General features: G+C 61.3%; 16 protein-coding genes and 2 pseudogenes. 7 read left to right on the forward strand and 11 right to left on the reverse strand.

The window, feature by feature from the left end; all coding sequences use genetic code 11:
• Positions 1-85: 85 nt before the first annotated feature.
• Both ACI7M0_RS12860 and ACI7M0_RS12865 read left to right on the forward strand, forming a co-directional pair.
• Positions 86-799 (forward strand): MgtC/SapB family protein, encoded by a 714-nt coding sequence (locus tag ACI7M0_RS12860; RefSeq protein WP_004374444.1) that lies wholly within the window; start codon positions 86-88, stop codon positions 797-799.
• A gap of 17 nt (positions 800-816) precedes the next feature.
• Entirely contained in the window at positions 817-1,326 is a 510-nt protein-coding gene (locus ACI7M0_RS12865; protein WP_129931749.1) for a GNAT family N-acetyltransferase, read from the forward strand.
• Between the two features lie 42 nt (positions 1,327-1,368).
• Here the strand turns inward: ACI7M0_RS12865 and ACI7M0_RS12870 are convergent, their stop codons facing one another.
• Complete coding sequence (locus tag ACI7M0_RS12870; protein WP_064492026.1) at positions 1,369-2,937, reverse strand: sensor domain-containing diguanylate cyclase; 1,569 nt, start codon at positions 2,935-2,937, stop codon at positions 1,369-1,371.
• Between the two features lie 152 nt (positions 2,938-3,089).
• On the opposite strand from ACI7M0_RS12870, the gene ACI7M0_RS12875 reads away from it, so the two are divergent.
• Both ACI7M0_RS12875 and ACI7M0_RS12880 read left to right on the forward strand, forming a co-directional pair.
• On the forward strand, positions 3,090-3,590 hold the full coding sequence (locus ACI7M0_RS12875; RefSeq protein ID WP_010954125.1) for a DUF4142 domain-containing protein: 501 nt from the start codon (positions 3,090-3,092) through the stop codon (positions 3,588-3,590).
• Positions 3,591-3,598: 8 nt separating this feature from the next.
• Positions 3,599-3,850 carry a hypothetical protein gene (locus ACI7M0_RS12880; protein WP_004374436.1) on the forward strand — a complete coding sequence of 84 codons (252 nt, stop codon included), beginning with the start codon at positions 3,599-3,601 and terminating at the stop codon, positions 3,848-3,850.
• Between the two features lie 91 nt (positions 3,851-3,941).
• Here the strand turns inward: ACI7M0_RS12880 and ACI7M0_RS12885 are convergent, their stop codons facing one another.
• A complete protein-coding gene (locus tag ACI7M0_RS12885; protein WP_010954124.1) occupies positions 3,942-4,106 on the reverse strand; it encodes a DUF6021 family protein in 165 nt (54 codons plus the stop codon).
• Positions 4,107-4,161: 55 nt separating this feature from the next.
• Positions 4,162-5,148, reverse strand: coding sequence for a DNA-binding protein (locus tag ACI7M0_RS12890; RefSeq protein WP_010954123.1), 987 nt, complete (start codon positions 5,146-5,148; stop codon positions 4,162-4,164).
• A gap of 231 nt (positions 5,149-5,379) precedes the next feature.
• Between ACI7M0_RS12890 and ACI7M0_RS12895 the strand changes: the two genes are divergently transcribed.
• Positions 5,380-5,952, forward strand: a complete 573-nt coding sequence (locus tag ACI7M0_RS12895; RefSeq protein ID WP_010954122.1) for a bifunctional pyr operon transcriptional regulator/uracil phosphoribosyltransferase — start codon at positions 5,380-5,382, stop codon at positions 5,950-5,952.
• Positions 5,953-6,094: 142 nt separating this feature from the next.
• On the opposite strand, the gene ACI7M0_RS12900 is transcribed toward ACI7M0_RS12895, so the two are convergent.
• From ACI7M0_RS12900 to ACI7M0_RS12920, 5 genes and pseudogenes are all read right to left on the reverse strand, one after another.
• Positions 6,095-6,985 (reverse strand): universal stress protein, encoded by an 891-nt coding sequence (locus ACI7M0_RS12900; RefSeq protein WP_129931748.1) that lies wholly within the window; start codon positions 6,983-6,985, stop codon positions 6,095-6,097.
• Positions 6,986-7,145: 160 nt separating this feature from the next.
• On the reverse strand, positions 7,146-7,397 hold the full coding sequence (locus ACI7M0_RS12905) for a hypothetical protein (RefSeq protein WP_010954120.1): 252 nt from the start codon (positions 7,395-7,397) through the stop codon (positions 7,146-7,148).
• Positions 7,398-7,511: 114 nt separating this feature from the next.
• Positions 7,512-7,757, reverse strand: a pseudogene (locus ACI7M0_RS12910) (phosphoketolase); the annotation flags it as partial.
• 42 nt (positions 7,758-7,799) lie between these two features.
• On the reverse strand, positions 7,800-8,264 hold the full coding sequence (locus ACI7M0_RS12915; protein WP_033730612.1) for a CBS domain-containing protein: 465 nt from the start codon (positions 8,262-8,264) through the stop codon (positions 7,800-7,802).
• A 58-nt stretch (positions 8,265-8,322) separates the two neighbouring features.
• Positions 8,323-8,703: pseudogene (locus ACI7M0_RS12920) on the reverse strand (Hsp20/alpha crystallin family protein); the annotation flags it as partial.
• Between the two features lie 369 nt (positions 8,704-9,072).
• Here ACI7M0_RS12920 and ACI7M0_RS12925 point away from each other — a divergent pair.
• Entirely contained in the window at positions 9,073-9,642 is a 570-nt protein-coding gene (locus ACI7M0_RS12925; RefSeq protein WP_129931747.1) for a GNAT family N-acetyltransferase, read from the forward strand.
• Positions 9,643-9,701: 59 nt separating this feature from the next.
• Positions 9,702-11,069: an erythromycin esterase family protein gene (locus tag ACI7M0_RS12930; RefSeq protein ID WP_129931746.1), complete on the forward strand. Its 1,368-nt coding sequence runs from the start codon at positions 9,702-9,704 to the stop codon at positions 11,067-11,069.
• A 17-nt stretch (positions 11,070-11,086) separates the two neighbouring features.
• Here the strand turns inward: ACI7M0_RS12930 and ACI7M0_RS12935 are convergent, their stop codons facing one another.
• The 3 genes from ACI7M0_RS12935 to ACI7M0_RS12945 form a co-directional block, all read right to left on the reverse strand.
• On the reverse strand, positions 11,087-11,722 hold the full coding sequence (locus ACI7M0_RS12935) for a prolyl oligopeptidase family serine peptidase (RefSeq protein ID WP_129931812.1): 636 nt from the start codon (positions 11,720-11,722) through the stop codon (positions 11,087-11,089).
• Between the two features lie 28 nt (positions 11,723-11,750).
• Positions 11,751-12,443: a phosphoribosyltransferase gene (locus ACI7M0_RS12940; RefSeq protein ID WP_020190849.1), complete on the reverse strand. Its 693-nt coding sequence runs from the start codon at positions 12,441-12,443 to the stop codon at positions 11,751-11,753.
• A 464-nt stretch (positions 12,444-12,907) separates the two neighbouring features.
• Positions 12,908-13,714 (reverse strand): membrane protein, encoded by an 807-nt coding sequence (locus ACI7M0_RS12945; RefSeq protein WP_019751605.1) that lies wholly within the window; start codon positions 13,712-13,714, stop codon positions 12,908-12,910.
• Positions 13,715-14,348: the final 634 nt, after the last annotated feature.

A 14,348-nucleotide genomic window follows, 5' to 3' on the forward strand; every position in this document is an offset into this window, starting at 1 on the left:
GCGTGGTCCTGCGCAATTTCTGGTTATTTCAACCGCGCCAACTGATGGCGTTCATGCGGGCGTGTGCCTGCGGAAGAGGTTTGCTATGGATTGGAAAGTATTTCTGCTGCGCGTCAGCATTGCCCTGGTGCTGGGGGCGCTGATCGGTGCCGAACGGCAATTGCGCCAACGCCTGACCGGGCTGCGCACCAATGCGCTGGTCAGTACCGGTGCCTGCCTGTTCGTATTGATGACCCAGGCGGTGCCAGGCATGGCGCCTGCCGATGCGTCGCGGGTCGCAGCCTATGTGGTGTCGGGCATCGGCTTTCTCGGCGGTGGCGTCATCATGCGCGATGGTTTCAATGTACGTGGCCTGAACACCGCGGCCACCTTGTGGTGCACGGCTGCGGTCGGCGTGCTGTGCAGCCTCGGGCTGATGATGGAGGCGGCACTGGGTAGCCTGGTGGTGCTCTGCGCCAACATCCTGTTGCGTGATATCGCCCAGCGCCTGGATCGTCAGGACGTGGTGCCGGCCAGCGAGGTGGAACAGCACTTCGAAGTCCGTATCGTCTGCCGCGGCGAGGACGAGATCCAGGTGCGTAGCCTGATGCTGCACAGCCTGGGCGATCCACAGCTGCGCCTGCAGTCGTTGCAGAGCCAGGACCTGGACAACCCTGCGCGCCTGGAAGTGCGCGCCGAGCTGTTGGGCACCGCGCAGGCGCCGGCGCAACTGGAGCGCCTGGTCAGCAGGGTCAGCCTGGAGAAAGGTGTAAGCTCGGTGCGCTGGCAATTGCAGCCGCAGGTGCTGGCGACGGATTAGAACGACAGGAGTGATTCATGCTTATCCGCCCTACCCTTGAACCAGACATCACGTGGCTGCCGGACGTCGAGCGCTCGGCAGCCCAGGCCTTTGCCAGTTGGCCGGCACTGGCCTGGCTCGCGCAAGGCGACGTCATGGATTGCGCGGCGCACAGGGCTTTCGTCGAGGCAGGGGGTAGTTGGGTGGCGCAGGACGCGACTGGGCGCATTGTGGGTTTTGCATGCGCCCGGCTGGCGGATCAGGCATTGCACCTCCATGAAATATCGGTGCGCCAGGAGGCCCAAGGGCAAGGTGTCGGGCGCCGGTTGCTGCAGCAAGTGGTCGATGCAGCGCGCTGCGCCGGTGTAGGCGAGCTGACGCTGACCACCTTTGTGGATGTGCCTTGGAATGCGCCGTTTTATGCCCGTTTCGGGTTTGAGATGCTTCAGGAAAGCCGGCTTTGCGAACGACTCCGTGGCATCCTGGCCAGCGAGCATGCTCACGGTTTTCTCGGGCGTTGTGCAATGCGTCTGAACGTGGGGCTCTAGTTTTCATCGCGCCGCATGGCGCCCCCGCGATCTCCAGCCAGGTCAGCAATTCTGCCCTGCCGCCACACTTCCGGCCACGCAATACCCATCTCGCCCCTGCTGTTTGGCCTGGTACAACGCCCCATCAGCCGCCGCGACCAGCGCCTCGGCAGTGCCCCCCTCCCGCGCCAGGTCGACCACCGCGATCCCGGCACTGAACGACACCCTTCCCAATGGGCTGGCGGCATGTTCCAGCGCCTGACGGCGCAACAGCTGCTGTAATTCCTGCACCAGCAGTTCCGCGCCACGGCCATCGGTATCGGGCAGCAACAGCGTAAATTCCTCCCCACCATAGCGCACCGCCAGATCGGCCGGCCGTTTCAAGGCCTGTTGCAGCACCTCGGCAAAGCGTCGCAAGCACTGGTCGCCAGCCGGGTGACCGTAGTGGTCGTTGTAGGCCTTGAAGTAGTCCAGGTCCAGCATCACCAGTGCCAGGGGATAGCCTTGGCGCCGTGCACGGCGCAGTTCAGGTTCGAACACGCCATCCAGCCGCCGACGGTTACCCAGCCCTGTAAGGCTGTCGGTCAAGGCCAACGCTTTCAGCGTCTGGTGAGCCTGGAGCAGCGCCCGCTCGATCACGATCCGCTCGCGCAGTTGGCGCAGCACCACACCGCCAAACGCTGCCAGCCCCACCAACAACAGCAGCAAGACCGCCACTGACTTGATCGCATCGTACCGCCAGGGCGCGACAATGGATTCACGCGACAGCCCCGCCTCCACGACCAACGGGTAGCTGGACAACGCGCGGTAGCCATACAGCCGAGGGGTACCGTCGACGACCGCTACCGCCTCGGCTACCCCTTCTGTGGCATACGGCAAGTGGTTGCGGAAGATCTCACTGTTGGCAAGACTTCGGCCTATCACCTGTTCCACGAACGGGCGCCGTACCAGGAGGGTGCCGTCGCGCTTGGCCAGCACCAGCGCGCCGCGTTCGTCGATCTTGAAGTCGCCGTAGTAACGCACGAACCACGCCACTTTGATGGTGCCGAGCAATACGCCGGCGAAGCTGCCATCGGCATGCTCCAGGCGCCTGGAAATAGGAATGATCAGGTCGCCGGTGGAACGGCTGCGCACCACCGAACCGATATGTACACCAGGGTCGGTATGGCTGCGGTGATAGGCGAAGTAGTCCCGGTCGGCGTTATTGGCCTTGGGCGGGATGGCCGCCTGATCCGTGACGATCCAGCTGCCGTCCGGGCCGTAAACGAAAAGCCCGTGCAACTGCGGCATGATGCGTTTTTGCTGGGCCAGCAAGGCATGCAGGCGGGGCCGGTCGATGTGATCGAAACCATCGCCTTCCAGGCGCTCGGCCAAGGCTGCGGTAATGGCGTCGACCTGGCGGATAGCGTCCTCGGCGTGCTGCGCCGTGGCCCGGGCCAGGTTGCTGACCATGTTCTCGGCATTGTTATAGGCAAAGCGATAGTCGCGCCAGATGCGCCAACCTTCCACCAGTACAAATGCCAGCATCACCACCAGCATGAATGCCAGTACCAGGCGGAACAGCGCCACGGCGCGGCCCTCGCCACTTATGGCGAAAAGCCCATCGTCGTCCTGTTTCCTGGCTGCGCACATTGGAATCCCTGGCCCTACGGCGTTCGCCGTCTTCACTATAGTTCAGCGTCGCACGGTCGGAACCGGCGGCAAAAAAGATTAAACCTTTGCCCCGCCTTCACCCTCAACCGTACGCGACATTGAGGTCGCGCCACGGTTTAAAGGAGTGAAGCATGAATAGTCTCTTCATCAGACGCGTTGGTTTTTCCATGGTGTTGGGCCTGGCATCGGTGCACGCAATGGCCGCGACTTCCGATGATTTCGTCGATGCAGCCACCGAGGCCGGCATTGCCGAAGTGGTGACCGGCAAGCTGGCTCAGGAGAAAAGCCAGAACGCCGAGATCAAGTCATTCGCCCAGCAAATGGTCACCGACCACACCCAGGCCAACCAGAAACTCGGCGACATTGCCCGCAAACTGGACATTTCGGTTCCGGATGAGGCCGCGATGACCGACAAGATCAAGAAAGTGATCCTGGAGTGGCGCGATGAGTCCTTCGACAAGTCGTACCTCAACAACCAGGTCGACGCTCACGAAAAAGCGGTGGAGCTGTTCAAGAAAGAGGCTGCATCGTCCGACAAGGCCGAGCTGAAGGCCTTTGCCAGCGAAACGCTGCCCAAACTCGAACAGCACCTGGAACAGGCTAAAGCCCTTCAGTCCAAGCACGGCAAGTGAGGCCGCATATGAGTAACGATGCATTGAAGACCGAAGTACTTACCCGCCTGTTGCATGCGCACCCCGAAGGGCTAGGCAAGGAAGTGCTGGACAACTACCGCGGCGAAAAGGCGGTGGCCGGCATGCTCAAGACGTTGCAGGAAGCCGGTTTGATTCACGACGGCAGCGTGGCGGTAAGCAGTGATCACCAGATCAGCGTGCACTACCCGATCAAGCTGTCGGCGGCGGGCGTAGAGGCCGCCAGGCGCGCTGAAGGCTGACAGTCGTCTGTGGTGACCGTCGCCGGCAAGCTGGTTCCCAAGGGATCGCACATGGCTTGCCGGCGACGAGACCAGTAATCAAGGCCGTGGTTTACTCCTTTTTCTCAATGTCTCTAGGCGGCTTGGCCGGCCCCTGTGGGTCGACTTGAGGGTCTTCGGCATCCGGGGAGTCGGGGTCGAAACCAAGGTCTGCCTTTTTATCGGCCTGCTCGGCCGAATGAGGCCCCTCTTTGTGTGGCGGTTGAGATCCAGGCATGGCGTTGTCTCCGGTGAGTGTCTAAGGAAGAAACCACCCGCCAGGAAAAGTTTGATTAATCTGCAACCGAGGCCAATTGCGCCCGACACTGCGCCAGCGCCTCATCACGCGCCTTCAACTGCTCCTCAAGCCACTGCAACTGCCGCGCCTGCTCGGCACACACGTCGCGCCTGGCTTCAAGGCTCTGGGCTTGCACATCCAGCTGCCGACGCATCTCTTCGCTGGCGCCTTGTGCCTGGGCCAGGATGGTGCGCAGGCCCTGGATCTGTGCATCGCGTTGTTCCAGCAACTCATCCTGCGCCCGACATTCGCTCGCCGCCTGACGATGCTCTCCCAGCAGACGCTCATTGTCACGGTGCAAACGGGTAAGTTCGTCCTGCTTGACGATCATGCCCTGCTGCAACTGACGTAATTCCACCTGCATCTGCTGCAACTGCGCTTCGTGGCGGCGCTGTTCCTGCTCGCGCTGTTCACGGCTGGCATTGCGGTAGTGCTCCAAGGCGTCGCGGGCATGGCGGTGCTTGTCCTCCAGCGACTTGACCTGCTCGTCCTTGTCAGCCAGGCGCACCTGCAACTCACCCAGCGACTGGTTGAGGCTGGCACTGCGCAGCTGTTCGGCCTGCAGCGTGCTTTGCGTGGACAGCAGTTTTTCGGTTTCCGCGGCCAATGCCGCTGCATCGATCTTGTGTTGCTGATGCGCTGCGGCCAGTGCCTGCCGGGCAATTTCCAGCTGCGCCTCAAGCTGCTCGCGCTGTTGAGTGAACGTGCTCTCGGCCTGCTCGATCTTCAGGTCGGCCTCGTCCTGCAGCTGCGTTGCCAGTTGCCCGACCAGGCGGCTCAGCACATCGCTCAGCGCCACCCCGCCTTCGGACGCCACCGGCTGCTGGCCGTTCAGTTCCTTCAGGTAGCGGTGAATCGTGGTTTTGGAGCCGGTGTTGCCCAACTCGATACGTATGGCATCGATGCTGGGGTTCTCACCCCGGGCGATCAGTGCCTGACGCGCCTGCTGCACTACCACCTTGTTGATACCGCCACGGGCCATGCTTGCTCCTACGATTTTGTACTGTGTTATGTAACATGTAATTACGTACCAATTATGGCGATAGCAAACCCCTCCTGCAAACATTTCCTCAGGTGGAATAATCACGGCTTATCGCATGTGATGCACAAAACGGGCTTGTTTTCGATTCGATCACTTGGCTTTTATCAAGCCCACCTCAAGGTGCCCGGGTAGGCTCCCGAACAGAGTGATATCCAATAGAGGAAAAACACCATGAATCGCCCCGCTCCATCGAGGGTTCGCCTGTATGACGAAGACGATCTGGACAGTGTGCTGCGCTCGATGGCCCGCCAGGCCATGGCCTGCTTGCCTACGTCTGAAGTCGCGCTGGTAGGCATTCAGCGGCGTGGTGAGCCGCTGGCGCAGCGTCTGCAACTGCACCTGCAAGCACTGAACGGTGCTGCGCCATTGCCGCTCTACCCGATCAAGGTCAAGCGCTATGCAGACGACCTGAGCCTCTTGCATGCGCATACTCAACTCACCGAAAACCCGGAACTCGCCAAGCTCGACCTTGCCGGAACCACCTTGCTGGTGGTCGATGACGTACTCTACGAAGGGCACTCTCTGCTACGCACCTGCGCCTACCTCGCCGAACTGGGTGCGCGCCACCTCATCAGCGCGGTGCTCGTCGACCGCCACGTCTGCCGCCAACCGGTGCATGCCGATATCGTCGGCATTCATCTGCAGGTCGCGGCGCAGGATATCGTCGAATGCCATGTGCCCCCCTACGAAGGGCAATTCTGCGTGGAGGTGGTGCGACACGGCCGAACAGGCGATACCGCCTGATTCAACGGCCGGGTGCGGGGCCTTCTCGTCAGGATTGAGAATCAAGGCCTCCAGGCGCTACCTTGCACCGGGTGGTGCTGAGCTACTGACTACCCGTCGCCAACCGTTCGTCGTTCTTGCAGTCGTCGTCAGCCGCACAGCCCTACACCACCAGAATATTGCAAGGCACCTGGTACAACACATGCTCGGTGGTACTGCCGAACAGACGGTCCAGCCCCCGTGCAATTGGTCGCCCCATGACCAGTACGTCCACCGGCTGTGATTCGACGTATTCGCTGAGCACCGGGACCGGGCGGCCGAGCACGAAGTGGCAGCGTTCCGGTGGTGCGCCGAAGCGTTCGGCCAGTTTCCTGAAATCATCTTCCAGCCCTTGGCGCATGGGCTCGGCAATGTCACCGATGGCCCAGGCGGCATAGCCCATGTCGCCCATGTAGGCCATCGACAGATCGCAGGCGTGCAGCAGGTCCAGTTGCGCCCCTGTCTGCAAGGCCAAGGCACTGGCCTGCTGGACGATGCTGTCATTTCGGGCTTGCCCCTCTTCCGAGGTGTCGGCCACGTCCACCGCCGCCACGACCTGGCGCGGCAACGTCGGCCGGTTGGCCCCGAGCAGGTAGACCGGGACCGGGCAGTGGCGCAACAGTTGCCAGTCAAGCGGGGTGAAGAAGGCGCGCTTGAGCGCGGGCTCATGCTCGACCTGCTTGAGCAGCAGGTCCGGTTGCATCTCCATGACGTGCTCCAGGATGTCATCCTGCAGGTCATTGCTCCACGCCACCTCGGTCGTCACCTGCACGCCGGAGGCACGCAGCGCGTTCGCCTGGGTTTCCAGCTGTTGCTGCTGAGTGTGCCGGTAAGCCTCCCGCTCCGTTTGGTGCTTACCGGACTCCAGTAGCCAGAGTTTGTCCAGTGCTTCGAGCAAGGCGACAATGTGCAAGCTGGCCGATGCTGATCGGGCCAGTGCACCGGCCTGCTCCAGGGCGACCGCCTGGTGCAGCATTGGGCGCATGATCAGCAACAGGCGTTGATAGTGGCTCATGATTACCTCCAACGGTGGGCCGGCCTGATCACTCAGGTCGCTCGGGTTGCATCGAGAGGGGGCTTTCGGCGGGCAGTGATTGACTGCTGCTGCCAGCATCCAGTTCATGCCGCCCTTGGCGCTTGATTTTTATCAAGCGTGCGAACGCCTGCAGCGTGGCTCAATGTCTGGCCTGTTGGCGCAGTTGCCGCACCTCGTCCTGAGCCTGGGTTGCCCGCCTCAGGGCCTCGTTGGCGGTCTGCTCGACCAGATCGATGCGGTAACACACTTGATCGGCGCGCAACCTTGCGGTGGCGGCGTTGTTCTCCGCCGACTCCAGGCGCGCATCGTATTCCTCGGCGCGCCACGCCGTGCAGCCTGACGCGGTAACCAGCAACAGGCTTGCCCACCCGCAAAGCACATAACGTCGCATGTCCGTACCCTCTTGCATGCCAGGACACGCTGAGTATCGCTGGTGGCGTGCGCTGCAGCCTGACATTTGTCAACCGCGAGCGGCCTTGTCACCGGGTTTGACCTTTATCAATCGGGGATGCTGTTGCGACTGTTGCAGCGCCATGAGGTCAACGACATTCACCACCCTCACACGCACGTCTGGAGCCTGCTCTTGCAGCAGTGTAACCGCCGCCAGTACCTCCAGTGTCGGCACATCGCCCGCGCAGGCAAGCACCATCTTGGGCATCTCGTCATCATGGCAGGCCCAGCCCCAGCGCCCGATACCTGATTGGCAATGCAGGGCGGCCGCTTCGCTATCGAGCCACTGCCACTCCATCTGATAAGCATGCCAGCCTCCTTTCGTCATCGCGCACGCGGGCGCTCAAAGGTCTTCGCCGCGCAGATCTTCCTCCCGCCGGCTCTGTTGACGGATCAGCAGTGACAGTTCGTGCAGGTGGTCCGACAGCAGGCCCACCAGGTCGTCCGCCGTGGCAATGCCGACCAGCAGGCCGAAATCATCGACTACCGGAATACGTCGGATATTGGCGCGCCGCATATTGAGGATGACATCGAACAGGTCCTCGTTCTGGTTCGCGGTGATCAGAGGCCGGGGCAGTACATCGACCGCCTGCAGGTCCTCCTGATCCGGTGGGTTGCGCGCAATGATCCGCAACGCCAGGTCGCGATCGGTGATCAGGCCGATGGGCCGACAACGCTCGCCGTCGACATGTTCGGCCAGCACAAGATCGCCGACATGGTACTGATTCATCATGCGCGCCGCGGCATAGATGGAGATACCGGGTGGTGCGGTGACCACGTCCCGGTTGCAGTATTTGCCAATGGACATCATGTTCTACCTCCACGGGCGGAGCCTCCTTGCTCCTCGATGCAGTGAGGGTGGGTGATCATTTACCGCTCTTGATCGGAATCACCTTTTCCGGATGGATGGCTTCGGCACGCTTGGGCAGGTGCACCAGCAGCACGCCCTTGTCGAACTGGGCGTCGATTTTCTCGGCGTCGACCCCACGGGGCAGCTGGAAAACCCGTTCGAAGCTGCCGTAATGGCGCTCGGACAGGTGATATTCCTTGCGTTTTTCGTCCACTTCCTCCTTTTTCTCGCCCCGGATCAACAGGTTGCCATTGACGAGCTTGATCTCGATATCCTTGGCATCCACGCCAGGCAACTCGGCGCTGATGCGGTATTCCTCGGCCAGCTCGCTGATGTCCATGGCCGGCATGCCGTGGGTGAACAGGTCACGCCGCCAGAACGGTTCGACATCGAACGGTGGCAGGCATCTATTCAAGTTAGCGGCCCCACAAAACGTTCGCGGGCTGTCCAACCAAGGGTTGGATGCCACGCGAGGTGACTTGATGAAGATCAAACCGTCCCTTGCCCGCGCCCGCGTGCTCAAGCGTCGAACGCTTCGTTAAAGCCCGACCGTTTGCCAGGGCGCTATCCGCCAAAGGTGAAAGATCATGAAAATCAGTAGCTTGCTTGTAATTGTGGCCGAAGAAGATCGATACGATCCGGCTATACCCGCTTTTTTCTATCGGCTCGACAGGTCATGTGGGAAGCAATTGACAACTGTCAAGTCAGGGCAAGGTCCGCTGCCGAAACTGAACTTCCTTGTTTATTCGACACAGAGGACATTGCCATGGCGCCCGCCGAGACTTCCCGTGAGCATAAAACGCCTTCGTTCCCAAAACCTTCGGGTGAATACTGGATCGAAGCCCTTGAAAACGGCGTTCACGTGTTGATCAGGCCCTTGCAAGCCCAGGACCGAGAACGCGAAAAAGCCTTCATCGAACGGCTGTCGCCCGAATCGCGGCATTTCCGCTTCCTGTGCCAGTTCAGGGAGTCCGGTGAGGCCATGCTCGACCAACTGATGAAGGTCGACCAGGATCGCCAGGCGGCCTACGTCGCCCTCGCCCACGTCGATGGCGAATTGCAGGAAGTGGGCATTTCCCGCTACGCCACCGCCAGCGGAAAGGACGAGTGCGAATGCGCCGTTACCGTCATGGATAGCTGGCAGCATCATGGCTTGGGTCGCCTGCTGCTCAAGCACCTGATCGACCATGCCCGCGCCAAGGGCTTGCGGCAGATGTATTCGGTCGACGCAGCAGCCAACCAAGCGATGCGCGAGCTGGCCAAAGCGGCGGGGTTCACCACCGCCGCTGACCCGGATGATCCCAGCCAGGTCATCCACCGGCTCTCCCTGATCTGAACCCTGGGCCGTCGCACTGACGGGTCAATGCGCGGCGGCCCGATTACGGGAGGCTCCCCATGAACGGCCCTTCGAAGAAATTGATGGAAAAACTCTACGGCAAGCAGTATCAGGTCGACACTGCCGATATTGCCCCGGTGCTTCATCAGTACGCCGAACCTTTGCCGAACCTGGATACGCCGGCATTCGCAGCGCTGTTCGACCGCTACGCTGACGCGCGCGTCATCCTGCTGGGCGAGGCAAGCCACGGCAGCAGCGAGTTCTATCGCGCCCGAGCGGCGATCACCCGGCGCCTGATCGAACAGCATGGCTTCAACATCGTCGCCGTCGAGGCCGACTGGCCGGATGGCGGGCATGTCGATCAGTACGTCCGAGGCTTGGCGCACTCGGCGTGGAAACGCCATATTTTCAGCCGTTTTCCAACCTGGATGTGGCGCAATAGCGAAGTCAAAGCCTTCGCCCAATGGCTGCACGGGCACAACCGCCTGCTGCCCACCGACCACCGCGTGGAATTCCGCGGCCTGGATGTCTACAGCCTGCGCAATTCCATCCATGAAGTCCTGGCGTATCTGGACCGGGTCGATCCGCATCTGGCCCATGAAGCCCGTCGCCGCTACGGTTGCCTGACGCCTTGGCAGGACGACCCCGCGCTGTACGGGCACTTTGTCGAGCACAGTGGCGTCATGCCATGCGAGCAACCGGTGATCCAGCAACTGAATGCCATGCTCGCCGAGCAATTGTCAGGGCTTGTCCGCAATGATGAAGCTTTTTTCAACGCCACACATAATGCCCGTGTAATCATCGCCGCAGAGCATTACTACCGCGCCATTTACCGAGGTTCGACGGCGTCCTGGAACCTGCGCGACCGGCACATGTTCGATACCTTGCGCGCGCTGCTGGAACACCGTGGCCCCCACGCCAAGGCGGTGGTCTGGGCTCACAACTCCCATATCGGCAATGCCGCAGCCACGGAAATGGGCTGGAAAGGCCAGTTCAACATCGGCCAGCTTTGCCGCAGCGCTTTCGGGCACGACGCGGTGTTGATCGGCATGGCCACCGACCGCGGCCAGGTGGCCGCCGCCGATGACTGGGACGGCGACATGCAGATCAAGGAAATCCGACCTTCGCGCAGCGACAGCTGGGAGCATCAGTTCCGCCTCGCAGGCGTGCCAGCCTGCCTGAGCGACTGGCGCGACCCACAGCGCAAGGAGCTGCGCCATGTGTTGTCCACGGTGCTACTCGAACGCGCCATCGGCGTCATCTATCGCCCAGAGAGTGAACGGCTGAGCCATTACTTCGAGGCGGTGCTGGCCGAGCAGTTCGATGCGCTGCTCTGGTTCGAGCAGACCCGGCCGGTGACTGCCCTGCCCTTGCCGAAACAACAGCATCTTGAGCCAGAGGACGAAACCTATCCATTTGGTGTATGAGCCTCGGCCAAGCCCCATCAGACGGATATGCGCTGCAGGTACTTCACGAACCAGTCACCGGCGAGCGCCGCGGCCTTCGCCAAGGTGCCAGGCTCTTCGAAAAGATGCGTAGCGCCTGGCACCACTTCAAGATGCCGCTCACAGCTCAGCAAGCGGTCCACCTGACGATTGAGCTCAAGGACCAGGGCGTCCTGGCTACCTACGATGTGCAAGGTTGGCGCCTGCACACGGTCCAGCATCGGCCCAGCCAGGTCTGTTCTGCCGCCTCTGCTCACCACCGCCTCCACCCGTTCGGGACGCTGCGCAGCCGCCCACAGGGCCGCAGCGGCCCCCGTGCTTGCACCGAACAAGCCGATGCGCAACTTGCGCAGTTGCGCATCGTTTGCAACCCAATCGACAACATCGATCAAGCGCTTGGCCAGCAAGGCAATGTCAAAGCGCAATTCTCCGGTCTCGTTATCCAGTCGGTGCTCAGCCTCGGTCAGCAGGTCGAAGAGTAGTGACCCCAGGCCACGTGCCGCGAGAGCGTCTGCTACGTATTGATTGCGGGCGCTCAGACGTCCGCTGCCGCTGCCATGGGCAAAGATGACCAAGGCGCAGGCGTTGGCCGGCTCACGCACGTCCGCCACGAGTTCGACGCCTGCCAGCTTCATCGTCTGTGTGCGAACTTCAACCCTGTGCTCAGTCATGGGGCGCCCTCCGGCAAAGCGCTTGCTGATCGGCCTGCCCCATGAGCGTCATCACTTCCTCGTCTGATGTCTGCGGGAAGTCCTGATACCAATAGCCAACCGAAACCATCCGCTCAGGCACCAGCGGGCATACCAGCTCATCCACTTCACCGTACAGCGCTTCGAGCGTTTCTGGCGGTGCGACCGGGACGGCGACCACGATCCGCGCCGGTGATTGGGCTCGCGCGGCCTGAATAGCCGCCCGCATCGTGGCGCCGGTCGCCAGGCCGTCATCGATGAGAATCACCACCTGATCCTTGAGTTGCAGGGGTGGCCGCCCTCCCCGGTAGCCCCGTTCGCGCCGGGCCAGCTCCTCGGTTTCCCTGGCAACCACGGCGTCGAACAACGCGGGTTCTACCGGATAGGCCCGTAGCGTGTCGTCATTGAGGAAAGTGACTCCGCCGCTGGCTATCGCCCCCATGGCGAACTCGGGGTGAAACGGCATGCCGAGCTTACGCACCACCAGCAGGTCCAGGCGGACGTTGAGGGCGGTCGCGACTTCGTAGGCCACCGGAACGCCACCACGCGGCAGTGCGAGCACGATCACGTCGGGCCTGCCAGCGTAGCGGGCCAGTGGCTCGACCAGGCATCGTCCTGCCTGGGTACGGTCGGCAAACAAGGTTGGCAACGCAAGGTCATGGGACATGAACACCTCCCGCGCCGCTACGGGCGCCTGTCAATGCGGTTTCCGATGGGGGCCGTTGGTTGCTTCAAGCCGTGACTGCACGCCCCTCCTCGGGCAACAGGTCGAACTGCGCGAGGCAACGCTGCTCATCTGCAGGGGGGGCAGCGCCCTCAGGCCGCTCACTTCCTGCATGGGCGTTTCGAACAGGGCCAGGCGGAACACCCCATTGCGCTTCAGAAAGGCCGGGTGCGATGCAGTCGATAATCCGCCCACACCCGCATCGGCATTTGATGCAGATCAGAAAACCGCATACCTGGCATCAACTTCAAGGTTGTCCACGCACGCACCGTGCAGAAGATCGGTGATTCGGACCGTGCGGCAATTCGCGTGCCGGGCTATCCCCAGTTGCTGGTCGGCTCTCGTCGATACAGTGATGATCAACGGAGCCTGTACCAGATACTCAGTGGTGGGTCTGAAACATCACATTAGAAATGCACCTTGATCAATGCACTCAACGCGTTCTGATCGGTCGGAAAGCCGTGGCTGTCTTCAATGCCATATTTGTCGGACCAATAGTCCCACTCGATTCCCGCATAGAAACGCGCCGGCGCTTGCCCCATCGCCTTACCGACGTCGTACTTGATCTGGGGGTTGAAGTGGAAACTCTTGGCTACGTAGTTCGAGGTACCCTTCGTCCCCACATCATTGACGTACCACTCCAGATAACCGTCGAACAAAATGTCAGAGCGGCCGAGCGGTATCGTCATGGCCCAGGTCGGGTTGATCTGCCACTGTCCAGACGCTTTACCGGTGATCCCATCGGGCTTGCGGTAGTAAGTGTTGAGTGAAAAACGATCAAATCCAGGCAGGTTCAGGTCAACAGCGGGCCCAAGCAGGTACTTTCGATTGCGCCCTTCTCCGCGCTCATAGGTGGCAGCGATCAACACATCCTTGACGATGCCATAGCTGAGACGGTGACCACTGATTTTGCCAAGCGACAGTCGCGGTGAAAACTCGCCGTAATAGGTGTAGCCATCGTTGCCGGACAAGCCGTTGGACCACTTGTTATCGACGAACAGGAACATGTCGCCCCACGTCCAGCCACTGGCGTGCTCGAAGGTGATGGTTTGCTGGATATCGTTGCCGGTGCCATCGACTTTATAACCGTGACCGTAGAGGTAGCTGAGGCTGTTGTTGCTCCACATCAGCGGATTCGCCTGGGCACTGCCAGTGGCCAACGCGCAGAGTGGGACGACGCTGTGAAGCAGCCAGGAAAGAGCGTTCGGTTTCATTTGCATCCCTTGGGTCGTGATTGTTGGTTTTCGCCAGCAAGGGGATGCAGCAGCGGACGACCTCTCCTCTGGCCCCGGCTCATGCCGAGGCGCCACCCTTGCCGGGGGAGCGGCGCAAGGCCGCCAGAGCAATGTCCCATGCCATCTTTGGGCACTGACCGCTTCTACTCGAGTTAGCGCAAAGCAGGGCGCGTGCCAACTAATCGGATACACGTAAATTGCTGATTGTGAGCAATCCCAAGCATCAATGAACACCATCCCACCGGAACATTGCGCACTTTATTAGTGCTCAATCGGTACGTTCTGCACCTTCTCAACTCACGCGTCAGTGCCGGCCCCCTCGGGTGCGGGTCGCTACACCGCAAAGTCAGCGGTTTCATGAAATTGGCATGCTTCTGGCTTCTTGTATCAGCGAGTAGAAGCGGTCAGTGCCAGGCATGGCATGGGGCATTGCTCTTGCGTCCTTCGGGGCGTACATCCGAGCGGATGTTTGAACGAGGCTATGGCAGCCCCGGGCAAGAGAGCAATGTCAGTCGCCAGTTCACGCCCTTTTGCTTCGCGACGCCATTCTCTTCCCACGTTCTCTCCGCCCGGCTCCTTCGCTGTCGCGCTATCCGGCGCACGGTGGTTTTTT

Source organism: Pseudomonas sp. 10(2024), assembly GCF_045164175.1.
Taxonomy (GTDB): Bacteria; Pseudomonadota; Gammaproteobacteria; order Pseudomonadales; family Pseudomonadaceae; genus Aquipseudomonas; species Aquipseudomonas alloputida.